Annotated in this window: 19 protein-coding genes; 14 read left to right on the top strand and 5 right to left on the bottom strand. The window is 69.0% G+C overall.

Going from position 1 to position 20,213, the window contains the following annotated elements:
- Nucleotides 1-34 precede the first annotated feature (34 nt).
- The gene (locus tag ABB22_RS13740; RefSeq protein ID WP_055772369.1) at nt 35-286 is read right to left on the bottom strand and encodes a hypothetical protein; all 252 of its coding nucleotides are present in this window, start codon (nt 284-286) and stop codon (nt 35-37) included.
- A 208-nt stretch (nt 287-494) separates the two neighbouring features.
- Nucleotides 495-947 (bottom strand): nucleoside deaminase, encoded by a 453-nt coding sequence (locus ABB22_RS13735; protein ID WP_055772366.1) that lies wholly within the window; start codon nt 945-947, stop codon nt 495-497.
- Nucleotides 948-1,038: 91 nt separating this feature from the next.
- On the opposite strand from ABB22_RS13735, the gene ubiE reads away from it, so the two are divergent.
- On the top strand, nt 1,039-1,803 hold the full coding sequence (ubiE, locus tag ABB22_RS13730) for a bifunctional demethylmenaquinone methyltransferase/2-methoxy-6-polyprenyl-1,4-benzoquinol methylase UbiE (protein WP_055772363.1): 765 nt from the start codon (nt 1,039-1,041) through the stop codon (nt 1,801-1,803).
- A gap of 89 nt (nt 1,804-1,892) precedes the next feature.
- Nucleotides 1,893-3,845 (top strand): M1 family metallopeptidase, encoded by a 1,953-nt coding sequence (locus tag ABB22_RS13725; RefSeq protein WP_055772360.1) that lies wholly within the window; start codon nt 1,893-1,895, stop codon nt 3,843-3,845.
- A gap of 299 nt (nt 3,846-4,144) precedes the next feature.
- Here the strand turns inward: ABB22_RS13725 and ABB22_RS13720 are convergent, their stop codons facing one another.
- The gene (locus ABB22_RS13720) at nt 4,145-5,458 is read right to left on the bottom strand and encodes an acetamidase/formamidase family protein (RefSeq protein ID WP_200911407.1); all 1,314 of its coding nucleotides are present in this window, start codon (nt 5,456-5,458) and stop codon (nt 4,145-4,147) included.
- A 165-nt stretch (nt 5,459-5,623) separates the two neighbouring features.
- Nucleotides 5,624-6,250, bottom strand: a complete 627-nt coding sequence (locus tag ABB22_RS13715) for a TetR/AcrR family transcriptional regulator (protein ID WP_055772357.1) — start codon at nt 6,248-6,250, stop codon at nt 5,624-5,626.
- A 132-nt stretch (nt 6,251-6,382) separates the two neighbouring features.
- Between ABB22_RS13715 and ABB22_RS13710 the strand changes: the two genes are divergently transcribed.
- The 4 genes from ABB22_RS13710 to ABB22_RS13695 all read left to right on the top strand — a co-directional run bounded on the left by ABB22_RS13710 (nt 6,383) and on the right by ABB22_RS13695 (nt 9,026).
- The gene (locus ABB22_RS13710) at nt 6,383-7,453 is read left to right on the top strand and encodes an MBL fold metallo-hydrolase (RefSeq protein ID WP_425477807.1); all 1,071 of its coding nucleotides are present in this window, start codon (nt 6,383-6,385) and stop codon (nt 7,451-7,453) included.
- Between the two features lie 75 nt (nt 7,454-7,528).
- Nucleotides 7,529-8,269, top strand: a complete 741-nt coding sequence (locus ABB22_RS13705; protein WP_055772351.1) for a hypothetical protein — start codon at nt 7,529-7,531, stop codon at nt 8,267-8,269.
- Between the two features lie 5 nt (nt 8,270-8,274).
- Nucleotides 8,275-8,787: a hypothetical protein gene (locus ABB22_RS13700; protein WP_152984183.1), complete on the top strand. Its 513-nt coding sequence runs from the start codon at nt 8,275-8,277 to the stop codon at nt 8,785-8,787.
- Nucleotides 8,787-9,026: a hypothetical protein gene (locus ABB22_RS13695; protein ID WP_055772344.1), complete on the top strand. Its 240-nt coding sequence runs from the start codon at nt 8,787-8,789 to the stop codon at nt 9,024-9,026. The genes ABB22_RS13700 and ABB22_RS13695 overlap by 1 nt, the downstream gene beginning before the upstream one ends.
- 76 nt (nt 9,027-9,102) lie before the next feature.
- On the opposite strand, the gene ABB22_RS13690 is transcribed toward ABB22_RS13695, so the two are convergent.
- Nucleotides 9,103-10,035 (bottom strand): carbohydrate kinase family protein, encoded by a 933-nt coding sequence (locus tag ABB22_RS13690; RefSeq protein ID WP_055772341.1) that lies wholly within the window; start codon nt 10,033-10,035, stop codon nt 9,103-9,105.
- A 276-nt stretch (nt 10,036-10,311) separates the two neighbouring features.
- Between ABB22_RS13690 and ABB22_RS13685 the strand changes: the two genes are divergently transcribed.
- The 8 genes from ABB22_RS13685 to ABB22_RS13650 all read left to right on the top strand — a co-directional run.
- Nucleotides 10,312-11,358 carry a rod shape-determining protein gene (locus ABB22_RS13685; protein WP_005419402.1) on the top strand — a complete coding sequence of 349 codons (1,047 nt, stop codon included), beginning with the start codon at nt 10,312-10,314 and terminating at the stop codon, nt 11,356-11,358.
- A 126-nt stretch (nt 11,359-11,484) separates the two neighbouring features.
- On the top strand, nt 11,485-12,525 hold the full coding sequence (gene mreC, locus ABB22_RS13680) for a rod shape-determining protein MreC (protein WP_082443765.1): 1,041 nt from the start codon (nt 11,485-11,487) through the stop codon (nt 12,523-12,525).
- Nucleotides 12,522-13,007 (top strand): rod shape-determining protein MreD, encoded by a 486-nt coding sequence (gene mreD / locus ABB22_RS13675; protein ID WP_055772338.1) that lies wholly within the window; start codon nt 12,522-12,524, stop codon nt 13,005-13,007. The genes mreC and mreD overlap by 4 nt, the downstream gene beginning before the upstream one ends.
- Nucleotides 13,008-13,010: 3 nt before the next feature.
- Nucleotides 13,011-15,011, top strand: a complete 2,001-nt coding sequence (gene mrdA, locus ABB22_RS13670) for a penicillin-binding protein 2 (RefSeq protein ID WP_057505278.1) — start codon at nt 13,011-13,013, stop codon at nt 15,009-15,011.
- Nucleotides 15,008-16,120, top strand: a complete 1,113-nt coding sequence (rodA, locus tag ABB22_RS13665) for a rod shape-determining protein RodA (protein ID WP_055772332.1) — start codon at nt 15,008-15,010, stop codon at nt 16,118-16,120. The genes mrdA and rodA (ABB22_RS13665) overlap by 4 nt, the downstream gene beginning before the upstream one ends.
- Before the next feature lie 129 nt (nt 16,121-16,249).
- On the top strand, nt 16,250-17,347 hold the full coding sequence (rodA, locus tag ABB22_RS13660) for a rod shape-determining protein RodA (protein ID WP_055772329.1): 1,098 nt from the start codon (nt 16,250-16,252) through the stop codon (nt 17,345-17,347).
- Between the two features lie 542 nt (nt 17,348-17,889).
- Nucleotides 17,890-19,026, top strand: a complete 1,137-nt coding sequence (gene mltB, locus ABB22_RS13655; protein WP_057505277.1) for a lytic murein transglycosylase B — start codon at nt 17,890-17,892, stop codon at nt 19,024-19,026.
- A partial coding sequence (locus tag ABB22_RS13650; RefSeq protein ID WP_057505276.1) for a septal ring lytic transglycosylase RlpA family protein occupies nt 19,023-20,213 on the top strand: 1,191 nt, incomplete at its 3' end. The genes mltB and ABB22_RS13650, both read left to right, overlap by 4 nt.

Here is a 20,213-nt window from a genome sequence, read left to right as displayed (position 1 = left end):
TGCCCCGGCGTTGTCGTTCCTGTGGCCGGGCCGGTCAGTCGTGATGGACGGCCGCGTCCAGCAGCTGCGCTTCCTCCACCGCGCCCAGCCGCTGCGCGAAGGCGGCCATGCGGTTGCACAGTTCGGCGCGGTGCTCGGGGAATTCGTCGGCCAGTTCGTTCTGGATCTGCTGGTAGGCATCCCAGAAGGCGGCGGAGCGGTGATGGCGGGCATAGTGGGCGCGCAGCCGTTCGCCGGCCTGGCGCAGCGATTGCCGATGGAGTCCATGTACGGGCGAAAGATGCATCGCGTCACCTCGATGGCAGTGCCCCCCTGCACGACCGAGCATAGCCTGTATCGATGACAGGCAGGTGGCGCCGTGACGGCCGGACCGGCCGGGCATGCGCCGCGTCACGCCCGGATGCGCTACGGCGGGGCCGTCGAGCGCGCATGTCCAGGGCCGCGCAATGGCCCGCGGGGCATGGCCGGAGCCGCCAGGGAGCGCGGCGGCGCCCTTATTCGCCGATGTCCTCGTTCCAGACCTCGGGGTTTTCGGCGATGTAACGGCTCATCATCTCGATGCAGCCGGCATCGTTCAGGTCGATGACCTTGACCCCGTTCTCGCGCAGCCAGTCGATGCCGCCGCCGAAGGTCACCGATTCGCCGACCACGACGGTGCCGATGTTGAACTGGCGCACCAGCCCGGAGCAGTACCAGCACGGTGCCAGGGTGGTGACCATGAGGGTGTCGCGGTAGCCGCGCTGGCGGCCGGCCTTGCGGAAGGCGTCGGTTTCGCCGTGGATCGACGGGTCGCCTTCCTGCACCCGGCGGTTGTGGCCGCAGCCGAGCAGGCGGCCGTCGTTGTGGTACAGCGCCGCGCCGATCGGGATGCCGCCCTCGGCCAGGCCCTGGCGGGCTTCGGCGACGGCGGTGTCGAGCAGGGCGCGGTAGTCGGGGGTGGCGATCATGGGGCAGGCATCCGTGGGGTGGCCGGCCATGATAGCGGCCCGTTCCCGGGGGCCGCCGCGCCGCCGGCGCGGGAGTGCGATAATCGGGCGCATGAGCGAATCCCCCTACAAGAGCGGCACCACCCACTTCGGCTTCCGCGACGTGCCGGCCAAGGACAAGCAGAAGCTTGTCGGCCAGGTGTTCACGTCGGTGGCCGACAACTACGACCTGATGAACGACCTGATGAGCCTGGGCATCCATCGGTTGTGGAAGCGCTACTTCGTGGCCACGGCGCAGGTGAAGCCGGGCGATCGCGTGCTCGACCTGGCCGGCGGTACCGGCGACATCGCCGTGCTGCTCAAGGAGCGCATCGGCGATGAAGGCAGCGTGGTGCTGGGCGACATCAACGCCGGCATGCTGTCGGTGGGCCGCGACCGCCTGATCAACCGCGGCCAGGTGTCCGGCTTCGAGTGGGTGCAGCTCAACGCCGAGGCGCTGCCGTTCCCGGACCAGAGTTTCGACCTGGTGACCATTTCCTTCGGCCTGCGCAACGTCACCGACAAGGACGCCGCGCTGCGCGAGATGTACCGCGTGCTCAAGGTCGGCGGCCAGGCGCGGGTGCTGGAGTTCTCCGAGGTCACCGCCGACTGGTTCAAGCCGATCTACGACTTCCACTCGTTCAAGGTGCTGCCGAAGCTGGGCAGGCTGTTCGCCCGCGGCGACGGCGACAGCTACCAGTACCTGGCCGAGAGCATCCGCAAGCATCCGCCGCAGGAAGAGCTCAAGGCGATGATGGGCGAGGCCGGCTTCGGCCGCTGCCACTACAAGAACCTCAGCGCCGGCATCGTCGCCATCCATTCCGGCTACAAGATCTAGGCCAAAGACGGGGCGGCGACAGCCGGCTCCCCCCGTCCTTCCCGCCTCCCGCGTTCCTCTCCACCGTTTTCCGCCGCAAAGGTAATCCCATGCGTTCACCCTTCCTGATGCTGCCCCTGGCCGTCGCGCTCGTCGCCGGCTGCGCCAAGGACCCCGCCGCTCCCGTTGCCGATCCCGTCGCCGAGAAGCCCGCCGCCGCCGTGAACACCGTCAGCCGCAGCCACGATGAAAGCTCCTACGCCGAGCCGGACAAGGTCGTCATCAAGGACCTGGCGCTGGACCTGAAGGTCGATTTCGACCAGAAGCAGATCGGCGGCACCGCCACCTACGCGCTGGAATGGAAGGACAAGGGCGCCCAGCAGCTGGTGCTGGACACCCGCGAACTGACCATCGAGAAGGTCGAGGCGCTGGCCGCCGACGGCGCCGCCGCGCCGCTGCAGTTCGAGCTGGCGCCGGCGGACAAGGTGTTCGGCAGCAAGCTGACCATCCAGGCGCCGCAGCAGCCGGCCAGCGTGCGCATCACCTACCACACCGCGCCGACCGCTTCGGGCCTGCAGTGGCTGGATCCGGCCATGACCGAGGGCAAGAAGCTGCCCTTCATGTTCAGCCAGTCGCAGGCCATCCACGCCCGTTCCTGGGTGCCGCTGCAGGACACTCCCAGCGTGCGCTTCACCTACAGCGCGCACGTGGTCTCGCGCCCGGACGTGATGGTGCTGATGAGCGCCGACAACGACCCGAAGGCCGCGCGCGACGGCGACTACACGTTCAAGATGCCGCAGCCGATCCCGTCCTACCTGCTGGCCATCGCGGCCGGCGACCTGGTGTTCGAGCCGATCTCGTCGCGTTCGGGCGTGTGGGCCGAGCCGGCCATGGTCAACAAGGCCGCCAAGGAGTTCGAGGACACCGAGAAGATGATCGGTGCCGCCGAGAAGCTGTACGGCGAATACCGCTGGGGCCGCTACGACATGCTGGTGCTGCCGCCGTCGTTCCCGTTCGGCGGCATGGAGAATCCGCGCCTGACCTTCGCCACCCCGACCGTGATCGTCGGTGACAAGTCGCTGGTCTCGCTGGTCGCCCATGAGCTGGCGCACAGCTGGTCGGGCAACCTGGTGACCAACGCCAGCTGGAAGGACATCTGGCTCAACGAAGGCTTCACCACCTACGTGCAGGCGCGCATCACCGAGGCGCTGTACGGCCAGGAAGCGGCTGAGATGGAGCGCGAGATCGACCAGACCGACCTGCTCAACGAAGTGAAGGACATGAGCCCGGCCGACCAGGCGCTGGCGCTGCCGCCGCTGACCGAGCGCGACCCGGACGACGCGCTGAGCCAGGTGGCCTACGTCAAGGGCGCGTGGTTCCTGCAGTTCCTGGAGCAGCGCTTCGGCCGCGAAGTGTTCGATCCGTTCCTGCGCGGCTGGTTCGATGACCACGCCTTCCAGAGCGCCAACACCGACCAGTTCGTCGAGTACCTGAAGAAGAACCTGCTGCCGAAGAACCCGACCGCGGTGACCGAGGCCGAACTGCACGCGTGGCTGGACGAGCCGGGCATCCCGTCGTTCGCGCCGAAGGCCCGCTCGCGCAGCTTCGCCGTGGTCGACACCGCGCGCATCGCCTGGCTGGGCAGCGAGCAGCTGCCGAGCAACCAGGTGACCGGCCAGTGGACCACCCAGGAATGGGTGCGCTTCATCGACGGCCTCGGCAAGACCGTGCCGGTGGCCAAGCTCGAGCAGCTGGACAAGGCCTACCGCTTCACCGGTACGGCGAACGGCGAGATCGCCATGCGCTGGTACCCGCTGGCCATCCGCAGCGGCTATGCCCAGGCCCAGCCGGCCGCCGGCGAGTTCATCCAGAAGGTCGGCCGCCGCAAGCTGATCCTGCCGATCTACGCCGAGCTGCTGAAGACGCCGGAAGGCCTGGCCTTCGCCAAGGAAGTCTTTGCCAAGGCCAAGCCGGGCTATCACCCGATCACCACCGCCTCGGTGGCCGACATGATCGCCAAGGCCGAAGCCGCGCCGAAGCAGGACGCAGCGCCGCAGCCGTAATCGGCCAGGTTTGCTTCAACCCAAACGGCGAGCTTTGGCTCGCCGTTTGTTTTTGCGCCGCTCCAGGTTTGAGGGCTTCGCAGGCGTCGCAGCCCGCGCAAGCGCAGCGCACCCGGGGCCCTTCGCGCGAACCCTTTCTTGTAGAGCCGAGCCACGCTCGGCTGGGGCTTTCGCGGGGAGGTCCCTGCCGAGCATGGCTCGGCACTACATGGTGGCGGCGTTGTTGTGCAGGTTGTACGACGCTCCCGAGCCCGTCGGCTTCCTGCACCGTAGCCGCAATCAGATTTCGACCGCAGCCCTCAGTTGCTGGTCTTTGCCGCCGTGAGCGCCAGGCCCTTCAGTACCGCCTTGTCTATCTTCGCCGCCACGCCGACACTGCGGCCCGCAAGATTGACCACGTTGTACTGCACCGCCACGCCCAGCACCTGGGTAGCCTGCGACATATCCAGGCCGTAGGACTGGCGCAGCCACTGCAGCATCCCCGATGTCGCCAGGCGCAGTGCATCGTCGCTGGAGCCGGCCTGCCCCAGGGTCATGATCTGCGTCGGTGATTCCACGCGCGGCGTGGCGATGGACTGCTTCTTGATCAGGTCAACCTTCAGCACCACATCCAGCGATGTCTCCAGCGCCCATTGGCTGGTTTCGCCATCGCCCTGCAGCGCATGGCCATCGCCGACATACAGCAATGCGCCGGGCTGCCGCACCTCAAGGTAAACCGTGTTGCCTTCGGCCACGGCGTTGAAATCCATGTTGCCGCCGAAATCGCCGGTGTCGCCGGTGGAGAACGGCGGGTAGCCGAAGCCCGGCGCAACAGCGAGGCCACCCAGCATCGGCTTGACCGGGATCTCGAAGTGCTTCAACGCGCCACTCGCGCCTTGCGGGCGTGCCATGCCACGCACGCGGTCCAGTTCCCAGCGGACCGGCTTGCCCAGCGTCGCGGTTTCGGTGGCGATGCGCGGCGTCTTCAGGCGGCCGACGATGCCGTCGAGACTGTCGGCATAGTCGCGGTTGAGTTTCAGCGAGCTGATGGTGATCGCCAGCGTGTCGCCGGGTTCGGCACCGGCGACGAAGAACGGCCCGACCTGTGGGTTGCCGAACAAGGCGCGGGTGATGCCGTGCTCGTCGACGCCACCGGAATCCAGGGTTCTGGTCTGCACCGAGTCGCCGGGCCAGATCACCAGCGCCGGCGCGCGGTCGGCGCTGAAGGTATTGGAGTAGTCGCCTGGGGTGAAGTGGTGCAGGCGCGGTGCCTTGTCCGGCGGTGACGGTACTCGCCAGGCGCTGAAATCATGCGCTGCACGCGCGCTGCGGTTGTTGGTGTCCGGCTCATCGCTGCGGCCCTGCATGTGGCTGCCGTCGATGCGCCCGTCGTAGTGATAGACCTGACCGTCACTGCCGGTTGCGGTGAACTTCAGCTGCGCGCCGTTCAAGCTGCCGGTGATCGGGTCGCCGCCCAATGTTCCGCTGACACGCGTGCCTTGCACGTCCAGATCCAAGGTCTGCCGGGCGCTGTTGCCCCATAGATCGGTGGCGAGGATCCATTGATCGGCGGCCAAGGAGGTGAACGGGAATGCGGACAACAGCAGCGATGACAGTGTCAGGGAAGTGCGCACGTTGCGTATGTCTGCGAAGGGCCCGGCGGGCGTGTTCGCGGAGTGTATGAAGGGCGAGGTCGCCGCCGCAGTGTCAAAAGTAACTACAGCTGTAGTCATTCCGGCCGTTCGTGCAGCCGAACAATGATTCCTGCGGCAGGCTGCCGGAGCGGGCGGGCGCTGCGCTCAGGGCGTGAGCGCGCGCACCGCCAGGAACATGTCCACGCAGTCGTGCATCACCCGCTGTTGTGCGCTGGCGTCCAGGGGCGCGGCGCCCATCGCGATCTGCGGCCAGAACGCGAACGCCTTGACCATGCCCTGCAGCTGGTGGGTGGCGTCGGCCGGCGCGATGTCGTCGCGCAGGCGGCCATCGGCCTGTGCGGCGCGGATCCAGGTGGCCAGGCCTTCTTCCTTCTCGGCCAGCTTGCCCATCATCACCCGTGCCCGTTCCGGTGCATGCACCAGTTCGGCCATGGCCACCCGCGACAGGTCGATGAAGCTGGCGTCGCTGAGCAGGCGCAGTTTCTGCGCGACGAAGGCCAGCAGCTGCTCGCGCATAGGCCGGGCCGGATCGTAGGCGAGCGCGTCCAGCGACTGGCTGGCTTCCCACAGCTGCCAGAGGATCGCGGTGAACAGCTCATCCTTGCTGGCGAAGTGATTGTAGACGGTGCGCTTGGATACCCCGGCGGCAGCGGCGACGCGGTCCATGCTGGTGCCGGCAAAGCCCAGTTCGCGGAACTCGGCGACCGCCGCGCGCAGGATCGCCGCGCGTTTGCGGTCGGTCAGGCGGAGGGGGCGCTTGGGCTGGTTCATGCGGCTATTTTACACCGTTCAGTTTACTTTTCTTGAGATGAAAGTAGACTCGCTGGTGTACTTTTCCCGGCAAGCCCAGCCATGAAGCGTCGCCTGCCTCGTTTCCTCCTTCTCGTTACGGTGCTGATTGCCATGTCCATTGGCCTGCTGACCTGCGGTGCGCATCCTGCCGCCTCCTATGACCGCTCGCCGCAATACGGCGACGGGCGTTTCCACAATGTGGCCAGGCGGGTTCCGCTCGGCTTCGTGCGCGGTGCCAGGGTGTGGTGGCGCTTCCTGTTCCACAAGCCGACCGATGCAACGCCAAGCGTGGCGATCCCGGTGCATGCCCTGACCCGGCAGGCATTGCTGGACGCACCGGACGACAGCCTGTGGCGACTGGGTCATTCGACCCTGCTGATGAAGCTGGAGGGCCACTTCTGGCTGACCGATCCGGTGTTCTCCGAGCGTGTGTCGCCGTTCTCGTTCATGGGGCCGAAGCGCTTCCATGCGCCGCCGCTGTCGATCGAGGAACTGCCCGAGATCACCGGGGTCATCATTTCGCACGACCACTACGATCATCTCGACCACGACGCGGTTCTGGCGCTGGCACCGAAGGTGCGGCACTTCGTCACCGCGCTGGGCGTGGGGGATCGCCTGCTGGCCTGGGGTGTGCCGCAGGAAAAGATCACCCAGCTGGACTGGTGGCAGGAAACGCAGGTAGAAGGCCTGAAGATCGCCGCCACGCCTGCCCAGCATTTCTCCGGCCGGGGCCTGTCCGACGGCAACCGCACGCTGTGGGCCTCGTGGGTGCTCGATACCGGCCGCACGCGGATCTTCTTCAGCGGCGACAGTGGCTATTTCGATGGCTTCGCCCGCATCGGCGAACGCTACGGCCCCTTCGATCTGGCGATGGTCGAGACCGGCGCCTACGATGCCGACTGGCCCGATGTGCACATGCAGCCGGAGCAGAGCCTGCAGGCGCACCTGGACGTACGCGGCAAGGTGCTGATGCCGATCCACAACGGCACCTTCGACCTCGCCCTGCATCCCTGGACCGAGCCGTTCGAGCGGATCACCGCGCTGGCGCGGCAGCACGGCGTGACGCTGGCCGCGCCGGTGATGGGCGAGCGGCTGGACATCCGCGCGCCGGCGCCGGCCACGCCGTGGTGGCGTGAGGGCACCGCGGGCGAAGGAATGAGCGCACGCGGCGCACAGGAATGACGGATCGCCGCATGGGTGTTTAAAGTGGTGGACGCCGCGCGGCACCGCCGCGCCCTGTCCCTGCGGAGTTGCCCGATGAAACCCCTGATCCTCGGCGCCCTGTGCGTCCTTGCCCTGGCCGCCTGTGGCAATCCGGAGGCCGAGCGCCAGCAGCGCGAGGCCGCCGCCGCGCAGGAACGCGCCAAGCGCGAGACCGATGCCGAGGGCATCGCCAAGCTCTACGATGCGGCGGTGACCGCCACCGAGTGGGAGAAGGCGCGCGTCCACGGCGCGGCGCTGCTCGACCAGTTCGCCGACTCGGAAGCGGCCAGGCGCATCGAGCCGGGCTTTGCCGAGGTAAAGGAAAAGGCCGAGGCCGCGCGCGAACTGCGGCGCATGCAGGGCCTTTGGAGCTACAACCAGGTGTCGGTCGGCAGCAAGGGCGTGCAGCGCTCGGCGATGATCCAGGGCAAGGAGCGGGTCGATGTCGACGGCAGCGGCCCGAAGGTGGTGCAGCTGGTGTTCCGCGACCACCCGGAATGGAAACGCCACGCCTATCTGGTGCTGCAGGCCGGCGATTTCGCCAAGGCCTGCTACGCCAGCTGCCAGGTCACGGTGACGGTGGACGACCAGGCGCCGCGGCGGATGGCCGCGCACCGTCCGGACACCGACGAGGCCATCGCCATGTTCATCACCGACAACCGCGGCCTGTGGCGGCTGGCGCGCAAGGCCAAGGTGATCCGCATCGAGTTCCCGGTAAAGGCCGGCGGCACCCGGACCGCGGTGTTCGAGACGGGCGGCCTGGACGGCAGCCAGATGCCCGCAGGCTGGGATTGATCGTGATGGCGGTGGCCGGCGGCTCGATGCGGTCGTGGGGTGGTACGTCCCGCGCGGGCTGGCTGTGCGCGCTGCTTGCCCTGTTGCCGTTGCCGGTGGCTGCATGCGGCAGCCTGGACGCGGACACGCACCGCCGGCTCGTGGCCGGGGACCTGCAGCGGCAGCAGGCCCTGGCCGCCGCGCTGGCCGCCAGGGCCGACACCATCGTGATCGCTGATGTCCTGGCGACCGTGCCGGACGGCGCCCGGGTTCGCGTGCGCCAGCGGATCAAGGGGGCGGAGGACGCGGAACTGCAGGTCGCTCCGGCGAACCGGCTCGACGCCCTCGGTTGCCTGCCGTCGGCGGGTTTCGGCAACGTCGCGCTGCAGCCGGGAGAGCATTACCTGTTCTACCTGGCCGGCGGCACCGTGCTCCGTGCCGGCAACCTGCGGCGCAGGCCGGAGGAATTCACCCTGGAACAGGAACTTGCGCAGGTGCGCGCACCGGTGCCGGCCCCGGCCACGAGGGAGGTGTGCTGATGGACCTGGCGATCGTGCTCATGGTCAGCCTGCTGGCCATCGCTCTGCACGTGGTGCTGTACGTGATGTTCCGGCGCTGGATGGACCGCGACCTGGCGCTGTCCCTGGCCGGCGACGACGAGGACAAGCGGCGTTACATGCTCGACTGCCTGCGCCGCGCCAAGGCCGAAGGCGTCGGCGGGCGGGAGCTGCAGGCCTGGCTGGAGCGCGAGGCGGCGCGTTACCGCCCGCAGGAATGACCGTGGGCCTGCGCGGCGGCGCAACGAAAAACGGCGCCTTCCGGCGCCGTTTCCGTCAATGTCCGGACCTGCCGGATCAGAGCGCGTAGCCGAACTGCTGCTTGAACTGTTCGTTGAACTCGTCGAAGTCGAAGCGCTGGTTCTGCGTGCCCGGGTGCTCGACCTTCAGCGCGCCCATCAGGTTGCCCATGCGGCCGATGGTCAGCCAGTCGTAGCCCTTCTGGATGCCGTAGATCAGGCCGGCGCGGAACGCGTCGCCGCAGCCGGTCGGGTCGACCACGCGGCGCTCGTGCGCCGGCGGGATGTCGTAGCTCTTTTCGGGCGTGTGGATCACCGCGCCCTTCGGGCCGCGGGTGGTGATGTAGGCCTTGACCCGGCCGACGATCTCCTTCTCGTTCCACCCGGTGCGCTCCTGCAGCAGGTTGGACTCGTAGTCGTTGACCACCACGTAGTCGGCCTGCTCGATGAAGGCGCGCAGTTCCGGGCCGTTGAACAGCGGCATGGCCTGGCCCGGATCGAAGATGAACGGCACGCCCATCTCCTTGAATTCGATCGCGTTCTGGATCATGCCCTCGCGGCCGTCCGGGCCGACCAGGCCCAGGGTCACGCCCGGCACGTCCTTCACGTGGTTCTCGTAGGACCGCATCATCGCGCCCGGGTGGAAGGCGGTGATCTGGTTGTTGTCGTGGTCGGTGGTGATGAACGCCTGCGGGGTGAACAGCTCGTCGATCACGCGCACGCGGCTCAGGTCGATGCCCAGCGCGTCGAAGTGCTCGCGGTACGGGCCGAAGTCCGAACCCACCGTGCCCATCGGGATCGGCGCGCCGCCCAGCAGGTGCAGGTTGTAGGCGATGTTGCCGGCGCAGCCGCCGAACTCGCGGCGCATGCGCGGGACAAGGAAGGACACGTTCAGGATGTGCACCTTGTCCGGCAGGATGTGGTTCTTGAACTGGTCCGGGAACACCATGATGGTGTCGAAGGCAAGGGAACCACAGATCAGAGCGGACATCGCGGACGGGCCTATACGGGTAAGGGGAAACCGCCGCCATGCGGGCGCAGGCGGGGCGGCGCGGACGCGCGCCAAAGTGCATAAGGTTACCGGCTGCGGCGGCGCGCGGCCAGAACCACGTATCGCCACCGGCGCTGCGCAGCGCCTCCCGGACCCGCTGCGGACATGGATTTTCCTTGCCCGTGCCGGGGTGGGTTGATAGGCTAGCCAGCCCCCGATTTCTGCCCATTTTTTCGCCAGCCGGCGTGGGCGGGCGCCCTCAGGATCACTCCCCAGATGTTCAAGAAACTCCGCGGCATGTTCTCCAATGACCTGTCCATCGACCTGGGCACGGCCAACACTCTCATCTATGTGCGTGGGCAGGGGATCGTGCTGAACGAGCCGTCGGTCGTGGCCGTGCGCCAGGACCGCGCCATCGGCGGCACCCGCTCGGTCGCCGCGGTCGGCGCCGAGGCCAAGCAGATGCTCGGCCGTACCCCGGGCCACATCACCACCATCCGCCCGATGAAGGACGGCGTCATCGCCGACTTCACCTACACCGAGGCGATGCTCAAGCACTTCATAAAGAAGGTGCACAAGTCGCGCGTGCTGCGCCCGAGCCCGCGCGTACTGGTCTGCGTGCCGGCTGGTTCGACCCAGGTCGAGCGCCGCGCCATCAAGGAATCGGCCGAGGAGGCCGGCGCGCGTGATGTGTTCCTGATCGAGGAGCCGATGGCAGCGGCGATCGGCGCCGGCATGCCGGTGACCGAGGCGCGCGGTTCGATGGTCATCGACATCGGCGGCGGCACCACCGAAGTGGCGGTGATCTCGCTGAACGGCATCGTCTATTCGGCCTCGGTGCGCATCGGCGGCGACCGCTTCGACGAGTCCATCACCAATTACGTGCGCCGCAACCACGGCATGCTGATCGGCGAAGCCACCGCCGAGCGCATCAAGGTCGAGCTGGGCTGCGCCTACCCGCAGGCGGAAGTGATCGAGATGGAAATCTCCGGCCGCAACCTCGCCGAGGGCGTGCCGAAGATGATCAAGATCAGCTCCAACGAGGTGCTCGAAGCCCTCCACGAGCCGCTGTCGGGAATTGTTTCCGCGGTCAAGCTGGCGCTGGAGCAGACCCCGCCGGAACTGTGCGCCGACGTCGCCGAGCGCGGCATCGTGCTGACCGGCGGCGGCGCCCTGCTGCGCGACCTGGACCGCCTGATCTCCGAGGAAACCGGCCTGCACGTGCAGGTGGCCGACGATCCGCTGACCTGCGTGGCCCGCGGTGGCGGCCGTGCGCTGGAGCTGGTGGACATGCACGGCAACGAGTTCTTTGCGCCGGAATAAGCCGCACCCGTTCCGTACCGCGCACGCGCCTCTGCGGCGCGGTGCCCGCGGCGCGCAGGCGCCGGGCATCGCACCGCCGGGGCGTCGTCGCATCCTTCCGCCGTATTTTTCCTGCCGAAGTCCGTCGTGCCGCCCTATGCCGGTCCACCCGTAGCCTCCCGCCAGGGCGACGCCAGCAGCACCCTGCGGCTGCTGGCCTATCTGGCGTTGGCGATCATCCTGATCGTGCTGGACGACCAGGGCGGCTGGCTGGCGCGCCTGCGCACGCAGGCCGGCCTGGCGGTGCAGCCGGTGTGGGCGCTGGCCGGGTTGCCCGGGCGCGTGGGCGCCTCGGTGCGCGACAACGCCGCCAGCCATAACCAGCTGGTCGCCGAGAACCGCGAACTGCGCAACCAGCTGCTGCTGGCCAACGCGCGGCTGACCCGGCTGCAGACCGCCGCGCTGGACAACGCCCAGCTGCGCGAACTGCTGAACGTGGCCGAGCGCAGCGGCCTGGACGTGCAGCTGGCGCCGATCCTGGACATCGACCTGGACCCGGTGAAGCAGCGCCTGGTGCTGGATGCCGGCAGCCGCGAAGGCGTGCACATCGGCCAGGCGGTGATCGACGCCGGCGGCCTGATGGGCCAGGTGATCGCGGTGACCCCGCTGCATTCGACCGTGCTGCTGCTGACCGACCCGGACCATGCGGTGCCGGTGACGGTGGCGCGCAACGGCGTGCGCCTGATCGCCTATGGCCGCGGCGACCGGCTGGAACTGCGCGACATCCCGCTCAGCGCCGGCGTGGAAGTGGGCGACGAGATCGTCACCTCCGGACTGGGCGGGCGGTTCCCGGCCGGTTTCCCGGTGGGCAGGATCCTGGAGCTGCGGCCGGACGACACCCATGCCTTCCTGGTCGGCGAACTGGCGCCGGCGGCCAAGCTGGACCGTGGCCGCGACGTGCTGCTGCTGCGCTCGGTGCCCGAGATTCCGCGCATGCCGGTGACTGCCGGGCTGGAGCCTCCGGCCGGCGGCGACACCGAGCCTGGTCCGCGCCCGGCGCCGAACAGCGAAACGCCCAGGCGCGCCGCGCCCGCCGCCGCGGCCGATCCCCCGGCGGCGACGCCTGCGGCCGCGTCCCCGGCCCCCGCCACCGATGCGCCGGCGCCTCCGGCAGGAGACCGCCGATGAGCCGCCAGCGCAGCCGTGGCTGGGTATTGCCGGCCAGCCTCGCGCTGGCCCTGCTGCTGGGCCTGGTGCCATTGCCGGAACTGCTGCAGCCGATCCGCCCGTACTGGCTGGCGCTGGTGCTGGGCTACTGGGTGATCGAGACCCCCGAGCGGGTCGGGCTGGGCTTCGCCTTCTGCATCGGCCTGCTGGCCGACCTGCTGTACGGCGGCATCCTCGGCGAGCAGGCGCTGCGGCTGGTGGTGTTCGCCTTCATCCTGCAGCGCTTCCGCGCCCGCATCCGCTTCTTCCCGCTGTCGCAGCAGGCGCTGGCGATCGGCGGCCTGCTGCTCAACGACCGCATCATCAGCGCCGCCGTGCACCTGTTCACCGCCGAGCCGCTGCTGCCGTGGAGCTACTGGTGGGCGCCGCTGCCGGGCATGCTGTTGTGGCTGCCGGTCTACGTGCTGCTGGATGCCGCGCGGCTGGGCAAGCGCGGGCACTGAGCCATGTACGGGCGGCGCCAGCACAAGAACCCGCAGGCCGAGGTCGAGCAGTTCCGGCGCCGTGCGGCGGTCGGTTTCCTCGGCGTGCTGCTCGGGCTCGGCGTGCTGGGCGGCTGGTATTTCAAGCTGCAGGTGCTGGACCACGACGTCTACGCCACCCGTTCGGAAGCCAACCGCATCAAGGCGCGGCCGGTGGTGCCCGGGCGCGGCCTGATCTACGACCGCAAGGGCCGCCTGCTGGCCGAGAACGTACCGGCGTTCCGCCTGGACGTGACGCCCAACAAGGTCGAGGACATGGAGGCCACGCTAGCCGGGCTGAAGGAGATCTTCTCGCTCGGCGACGAGGACATCGAGCGCTTCAACCAGTCGCGCAAGGCGCGGCGCAGCTTCATCCCGGTGACGCTGAAGCTGCGCGTCGGCGACGAGGAGATGGCGCGCTTCGCGGTGGACCGCTGGCGCTACCCGGGCGTGGAGCTGGAGCCCTACCTGACCCGCCGTTATCCGTACGGCGACCTGCTCGCGCACGTCATCGGCTACGTGGGCCGGGTCGACGACAAGGACCTGCAGGAACTGGGCGAGGGCAACGCGGCGCTGACCCATATCGGCAAGTCCGGGCTGGAGCGGTATTACGAGAACCAGCTGCGCGGCAAGATCGGCTACGAGCGCGTCGAGACCAACGTGCAGGGGCGGGCGATCCGCACCCTTGGCCGGGTGCCGGCGCAATCGGGCACCGACATGCGCCTGTCCATCGACGTCGACCTGCAGCAGGCGATGGCGACCGCGTTCGGCGAGCAGGAAGGTTCGGCGGTGGCCATCGATCCGCGCACCGGCGAGATCCTGGCCATGGTCAGCCTGCCGTCCTACGACCCGAACCTGTTCGTCAACGGCATTTCCCACGCCGACTTCAAGCGGCTCAACGAAAACCCCTCGCGGCCGCAGTTCAACCGCCTGGTGCTCGGCGGCGTCGCCCCGGGTTCCACGGTCAAGCCGTTCCTGGGCCTGGCCGGGTTGGACAGCGGCCTGCGCCGGCCGGAGGACAAGATCCTCTCGCGCGGCATGTTCTACCTGCCGGGCGTGAGCCGCGGCTGGGGCGACGCCAATCGCGGCGGCCATGGCTGGACCGACCTGCGCAAGTCGATCTCGCAGTCGGTGAATACCTACTACTACCAGCTCGGCACCGACATGGGCGTGGAGCGCTACGACCAGTACATGGGCGGCCGTTACGGTTTCGGCCAGCCCACCGGCATCGACCTGGCCGGCGAGATCGGCGGCATCCTGCCCTCGCCGGCGGCCAAGGCCCGGCTGCGCAAGGAGCGCTGGTATCCGGGCGACATGGTCAACGCCAGCATCGGCCAGGGCCTGTGGAAAGTGACCCCGCTGCAGCTGGTGCGCGGCGTCGGCGGCCTGGCCTCCGGGCAGCTGCGCACGCCGCACCTGGTGGTCGAACAGAAGGTGGCCTTCGATCATGACTGGACGCCGCTGGCGCAGCCCGCGTCCAGGCCGATCAGCCCCAATCCCTCCAATCTGCAGGCGGTGCGCGAAGGCATGATGGGCACCATGCAGCCGGGCGGCAGCGGCTGGCGCGTGGCCGCCGGCGCCGCGTACCGGATGGCCGGCAAGACCGGCACCGCGCAGGTGGTCAGCCGCAAGGGCACCGCCGCGGTGAACCCGAAGAGCCTGCCGATGCACCTGCGCCACCGCGCGCTGTTCATCGGCTTCGCTCCGGCCGAGGACCCGCAGATCGCCATCGCGGTCGCGGTCGAGGGCGGCGGTTACGGCGGCTCGGCGGCGGCGCCGATCGCGCGCAAGGTATTCGATGCGTGGCTGCTGGGCGTGATGCCAGATGCGCAGGAGGACGCCAGCGGCGCCGTTGAAGGCGCGGCCGGCGCGACCGCTCCTGCGGCCGGCACAGCGCCTGCGGCGACCGAAGCTTCGCCGGAACCGGCGCCGCCCCCGGCGCCGCCGGCATCGACACCGGAACCGGCGCAGGAGGAACGGCGATGAGGGACTTCCTGCGCTGGCTGCTGGAAATGGCACAGCGGCTCACCCGCGGCCTGGACTGGCCGCTGCTGCTCGCGCTGTGCGCGCTGATGGGCATGGGGCTGGCGGTGCTGGACAGCGCCGGCGGCAGTGGCCTGGTGGTGGCCCAAGGCGCGCGTTTCGCGGTGGGCCTGCTGGCGATGTGGGCGATCGCGCGGGTGCCGGTGCTGCGCATCCGCGCCTGGACGCCGCTGATCTACGCGTTGTCGATGCTGCCGCTGCTGGCGGTGTTCGTGCTCGGCACCGGCAAGTACGGCCGGCAGTGGCTGGACCTGAAGCTGTTCTACCTGCAGCCGGCCGAACTGCTCAAGGTGAGCATGCCGATGATGGTGGCGTGGTACCTGCACCGGATGCCGTTGCCGCCACGGATACCGGTGGTGCTGGTGGCTGGCGTGATCATCGGCATCCCGACCGCGCTGGTGATGCTGCAGCCGGATTTCGGCACCGCGATGCTGATCGCCGCCAGCGGCGCCTTCGTACTGCTGCTGGCGGGGTTGCCCTGGTGGTGGGTGGGACTGGGCGTGGGCGGTGTCGCGGCCGTCGCGCCGGTGGCCTGGTTGTGGTTCCTGATGCCCTACCAGAAGGACCGCATCATGATGTTCCTCGACCCCGAGAGCGACGCGCTGGGCGCGGGCTGGAACATCATCCAGTCCAAGATCGCCATCGGCTCCGGCGGACTGGCCGGCAAGGGCTGGGGGCTGGGCTCGCAGTCGCACCTGAACTTCATTCCCGAACAGACCACCGACTTCGCCTTCTCGGTGCTGAGCGAGGAGTTCGGCTGGATCGGCGTGGCGACCGTGCTCGCGCTCTACCTGTTCGTGGTCGGCCGCTGCCTGTGGATCGCGGTGCAGTCGCGCGATGGTTATTCGCGGCTGGTCGCCGGCGCCACCGGCCTGTCGTTTTTCGTCTATGCGCTGGTCAATGGCGGCATGATTTCCGGCCTGCTGCCGGTGGTGGGCGTGCCGATGCCGCTGATCAGCTACGGCGGCACCGCCGCGGTATCGCTGCTGGCGGGTTTCGGCCTGGTGATGGCGGCGCGCAGCTACAGCCCGGTGCACGGCGGCCACGGCTGAGGCATCCGCGCGACAGATTCGCGAAAGTGGCCGGGGGTAGTGTGCGCCGGCACCGTCGCGGACGGTGCGCGCGCCTGTATCGCCGCCCCTGATGCCCGCGCGCCGTGCGTCCGGGGCGCAGGAGCGCACATGCCGATCTTCCCGTGGATGGGGCGTACCTGCCGCGAGGCCGTCCGTACCCTCGACCTGCCGTTGCTGTCCGCGCTGCTGGCGGTGATGGCGGCCGGACTGGCGGTGCTGCACAGCGTGGGCGGGCCGGTGCGCAGCCAGGCGATGCATTTCGCCGCCGGGCTGGGCGCGATGTGGCTGCTGTCGCGGGTGAGCATGCCGCGGCTGCGCGCGTGGACGCCGTGGCTGTACGCCGTATCGATGCTGCCGCTGCTGGCGGTCTACGCGATCGGCACCGGCAAGTATGGGCGGCGCTGGCTCAACCTCGGCCTGTTCTACCTGCAGCCCTCGGAACTGCTCAAGCTGGGCGTGCCGTTGATGATCGCCTGGTATCTGCACCGGCACCCGTTGCCGCCGTCGCCGCGCACGGTGGCGGTGTCGGCCTTGCTGATCGGGGTGCCGGCGCTCCTGATCCTGCTGCAGCCCAACCTGGGAACCGCGACCCTGGTCACCGCCAGCGGCGTATTCGCCCTGCTCCTGGCCGGCCTGCACTGGGGCTGGATCGGCACCGGCCTGGGCGCTCTGGCGGTGGCCGCGCCACTGGCGTGGTTCGGGCTGCTGCGGCAGTACCAGAAGGACCGCGTGCTGACCTTCATCGACCCGGCCGCGGACGCGCTGGGTACCGGCTGGAACATCCTGCAGTCGCGCATCGCCATCGGCTCCGGCGGCTGGCAGGGGCGCGGCTGGGGGCAGGGCACCCAGGCTTCGCTGGACTTCCTGCCCGAATACACCACCGATTTCGCCTTCTCGGTACTGGCCGAGGAATTCGGTTGGCTGGGGGTGCTGGCCCTGCTGCTGGCCTACCTGTTCCTGGTCGGGCGTTGTCTGTGGATCGCCGCGCAGGCGCGCGATACCCATGCACGGCTGCTGGCGGGCAGTCTTGGGCTGGCGTTCTTCGTCTACGTGATGGTCAACGGCGGCATGATTTCCGGCCTGCTGCCGGTGGTGGGCGTGCCGATGCCGTTGATCAGCTACGGCGGTACCGCCGCCGTGTCGGTGCTGGCGGGTTTCGGGCTGGTGATGGCGGTACGTGTGCATCGCCCGGTCCATGCCGGCTGAAAGTGCGATGCCGGTCCGGATCGGGTTGATCTGGATCAAACACAGCGTTTAACAAAAGCCTCACAATAGCGCCCGCCACAGGACGCATCGCGCCGTGGCGGCCGGCTTGCAATCGCGCTGGACGGCAAGGCCGGGATCCGCTGGCCGGGCGTGGGGAGACGCCCGGGCGGCGCCGGAATCCGGTCCGGGCACCGGTCGTACCCACGGGGATGGGGGGTGCGGCCGGTGCCCAGATTTTTCATGGAGCCGCCCCGTTCCGCAGCGCCGCGATAGCGGCCGCCCATTGCCTGCCGGACCGTGCGATGCGTCGCGGCCCTCGATGGCCTCTGTCTCCGCGCAGGTGGTGTCGGATTCTTCTCCACACCTGCAGGCATTGCCCGACATCGGACCAAGGGGCTTTCCTATAATTTGCGCATTCAGTTTTTCCGGTTGCCGCAGCGACGTGTGGCGAGGCCGGGCGAGGCCGGTTCTGGCGCTTCAATCCCGTTGCGATTCATGGTGTTATTGATGGAAATTCATCCATGACCTGTTAACCTCGGCCGATGATTCGACGCGTCCTGGTCTGCTGTCTCACCCTGGGCATGGTCGCCTGCGCGACCCAGCCACAGGCCCCTGCTCCCGCTCCGCAAGCGGCGGAAAAACCGATCGGCACGGGCGCCGCGCCGGCCGAAGCCGCGCCGGAAAGCAAGCCCGGCCTGCCGCCGGTGGACTTGGCCCCGGTGCCGTTCGAGACTGCGCGCGCCAACTTCGTGCGCGACACCGCTGCCCGCTACCGGCTGGACCCGGCCTATATCGAATCGATGCTGGCGCAGGCGCAGATCCGCGAACCGATCATCGCCGCCATGTCGCGCCCGGCCGAGCGGGTCAAGCCGTGGAACGAATACCGGCCGATGTTCATCAGCCAGGCGCGCATCGACGGCGGCCGCAAGTTCCTGGCCGCGCACCGCGCCGAACTGCAGCGCGTGCAGGACCGTACCGGCGTGCCGGCCGAGGTGATCGTGGCGATCATCGGCGTGGAGACCAGCTATGGCGCCAACGCCGGCAACCACCGCGTGCTCGACGCGCTGTACACGCTGGCGTTCAAATACCCGCGCAGCGGCGATCCGGAAAAGCTCGAGCGCGAGGTGCGCCGCGAGCTGTTCTTCCGCGATGAACTGGCCAAGCTGTTCGAACTGGCCGCGCTGGAGAAGCTGGACATCACTGCGCTCAAGGGCAGCTATGCCGGGGCGATGGGCATGGGCCAGTTCATGCCGTCCAGCTACCTGGATTACGCCGTGGATGGCGACGGCGACGGCCGCCGCGACCTGTTCAACAGCTTTGACGACGTGTTCGCCTCCATCGCCAATTACTTCGTGAAGAAGGGCGGCTGGGTGCGCGGCGGCACGGTCGCGGTGCCGGCCACGCTCGATGCCGGCCGCGAGGAACTCAATCCCGTCGACTGGACGCCGGACCTCGGCATCGACGCACTGGCCGCGCGGGGTTACCACCCGGTCGTGCCGGTGCGCGCGGCCGGCGCCACCGCCACGCCGATCACGCTGGAGGGCAGCGACGGCAAGCAGTACTGGCTGGGCTTCCAGAACTACTACGCGATCACCCGCTACAACCTTTCCAAGATGTACGCGATGGCCGTGTTCCAGCTGTCCCAGGCCATCGCCGGACGGGAGCTGCCGCCGGCATGAACATCAAGTGGCTGGTCCCTGCGTTGATCGTGCTCGGGCTGGCCGCCTGCAGCAGCGCGCCGTCCCGGTCGAAGTCCGCCGGCCATGGCCACGGTCAGCCGGCCGGCAGCGTGGTGCAGGGCCGTGGCGGGCGCCCGTCGCATTGTCCCGAAGGATCGCCCTACGCCAAGGCGCAGGAAGATCCCACCACGCGTGGCAACTACAGCGCCGGCGGCCTGTACCGGCCGGGGGTCAAGGACACCACGCCCGACCATGTGCCCGACGTGGACTGCATCCCCGAACCTGTGGTCAGCAACGAACCGCGCTCGACCATCGGCAACAAGTCGCCGTACATGGTGCTGGGCAAGGAATACCGGGTGATGGACCGGGTCGACGAATACGTCGAGCAGGGTACCGCCTCCTATTACGGCGCCAAGTTCCATGGCCGCCTGACCTCCAACCGCGAGGTCTACGACATGTACCAGTTCACCGCCGCGCACAAGACGCTGCCGCTGCCCAGCTTCGCCCGCGTCACCAACCTGGACAACGGCGAATCGGTGATCGTGCGGGTCAACGACCGCGGCCCGTTCCACGATGGCCGCGTGATCGACCTGAGCTATGCCGCCGCGGTGCGCTTGGGCATCACCCAGCGCGGCACCGGCCGGGTCGAGGTGCGTGGACTGGCGCCGGGCAGCGACAACCTGCTGGCCTCGAACGAAGCGCGCCGCCCGGTGCGCGGACGCGCGGCGACTGCGGCGGTGACCACCGCCATCGCCGCCGCGCCGCCACCCAGCCGCATGGACCAGCTGGTCGAGAAACTGCCGGCCACGCCTGTCGCGGCGTCGGCGCCGCGCCCGGCGGAGATAAGTGCCGCCGGTCCGGCGCCGCAGGCGGTGGCCGTGCAGGCCTTGCCGGCCTCCACCGGCATGGTTCCGTCGACGCAGGCCGGCGCCGACGCATCGGCGACGGCACCCCCGGCAGCCGACGCCGCGGCGCGCGCGCTGGGCGCCATCCTGCTGCAGGTCGCCAGCTTCTCCAGCCGCGACAACGCCTCGCGCGCACTGGGGCAGCTGAGCGCGGCCGGCATCGCCGGCGCCACGCTCAGCGATGTCGTCAGCGGCGGACGCACCCTGTGGCGCCTGCGCGTGCCCGCCGACGACGTGGCCAAGGCGGCGGAACTTGCCGGCCGCATCGCCGGTCTTGGATTC

Source organism: Stenotrophomonas nitritireducens (genome assembly GCF_001431425.1).
In the GTDB taxonomy this organism is placed as follows: Bacteria; Pseudomonadota; Gammaproteobacteria; order Xanthomonadales; family Xanthomonadaceae; genus Stenotrophomonas; species Stenotrophomonas nitritireducens.
Note: the sequence above shows the minus strand (reverse complement) of the source record. Positions and strands in the feature narration are given on the sequence as shown.

Coding starts and splice junctions, on each gene's coding strand:
- ABB22_RS13740 (WP_055772369.1), bottom strand. CDS start 286: ATGCATCTTTCGCCCGTACATGGACTCCATCGGCAATCGCTGCGCCAG.
- ABB22_RS13735 (WP_055772366.1), bottom strand. CDS start 947: ATGATCGCCACCCCCGACTACCGCGCCCTGCTCGACACCGCCGTCGCC.
- ubiE (WP_055772363.1), top strand. CDS start 1,039: ATGAGCGAATCCCCCTACAAGAGCGGCACCACCCACTTCGGCTTCCGC.
- ABB22_RS13725 (WP_055772360.1), top strand. CDS start 1,893: ATGCGTTCACCCTTCCTGATGCTGCCCCTGGCCGTCGCGCTCGTCGCC.
- ABB22_RS13715 (WP_055772357.1), bottom strand. CDS start 6,250: ATGAACCAGCCCAAGCGCCCCCTCCGCCTGACCGACCGCAAACGCGCG.
- ABB22_RS13710 (WP_425477807.1), top strand. CDS start 6,383: ATGTCCATTGGCCTGCTGACCTGCGGTGCGCATCCTGCCGCCTCCTAT.
- ABB22_RS13705 (WP_055772351.1), top strand. CDS start 7,529: ATGAAACCCCTGATCCTCGGCGCCCTGTGCGTCCTTGCCCTGGCCGCC.
- ABB22_RS13700 (WP_152984183.1), top strand. CDS start 8,275: ATGGCGGTGGCCGGCGGCTCGATGCGGTCGTGGGGTGGTACGTCCCGC.
- ABB22_RS13695 (WP_055772344.1), top strand. CDS start 8,787: ATGGACCTGGCGATCGTGCTCATGGTCAGCCTGCTGGCCATCGCTCTG.
- ABB22_RS13690 (WP_055772341.1), bottom strand. CDS start 10,035: ATGTCCGCTCTGATCTGTGGTTCCCTTGCCTTCGACACCATCATGGTG.
- ABB22_RS13685 (WP_005419402.1), top strand. CDS start 10,312: ATGTTCAAGAAACTCCGCGGCATGTTCTCCAATGACCTGTCCATCGAC.
- mreD (WP_055772338.1), top strand. CDS start 12,522: ATGAGCCGCCAGCGCAGCCGTGGCTGGGTATTGCCGGCCAGCCTCGCG.
- mrdA (WP_057505278.1), top strand. CDS start 13,011: ATGTACGGGCGGCGCCAGCACAAGAACCCGCAGGCCGAGGTCGAGCAG.
- rodA (WP_055772332.1), top strand. CDS start 15,008: ATGAGGGACTTCCTGCGCTGGCTGCTGGAAATGGCACAGCGGCTCACC.
- rodA (WP_055772329.1), top strand. CDS start 16,250: ATGCCGATCTTCCCGTGGATGGGGCGTACCTGCCGCGAGGCCGTCCGT.
- mltB (WP_057505277.1), top strand. CDS start 17,890: ATGATTCGACGCGTCCTGGTCTGCTGTCTCACCCTGGGCATGGTCGCC.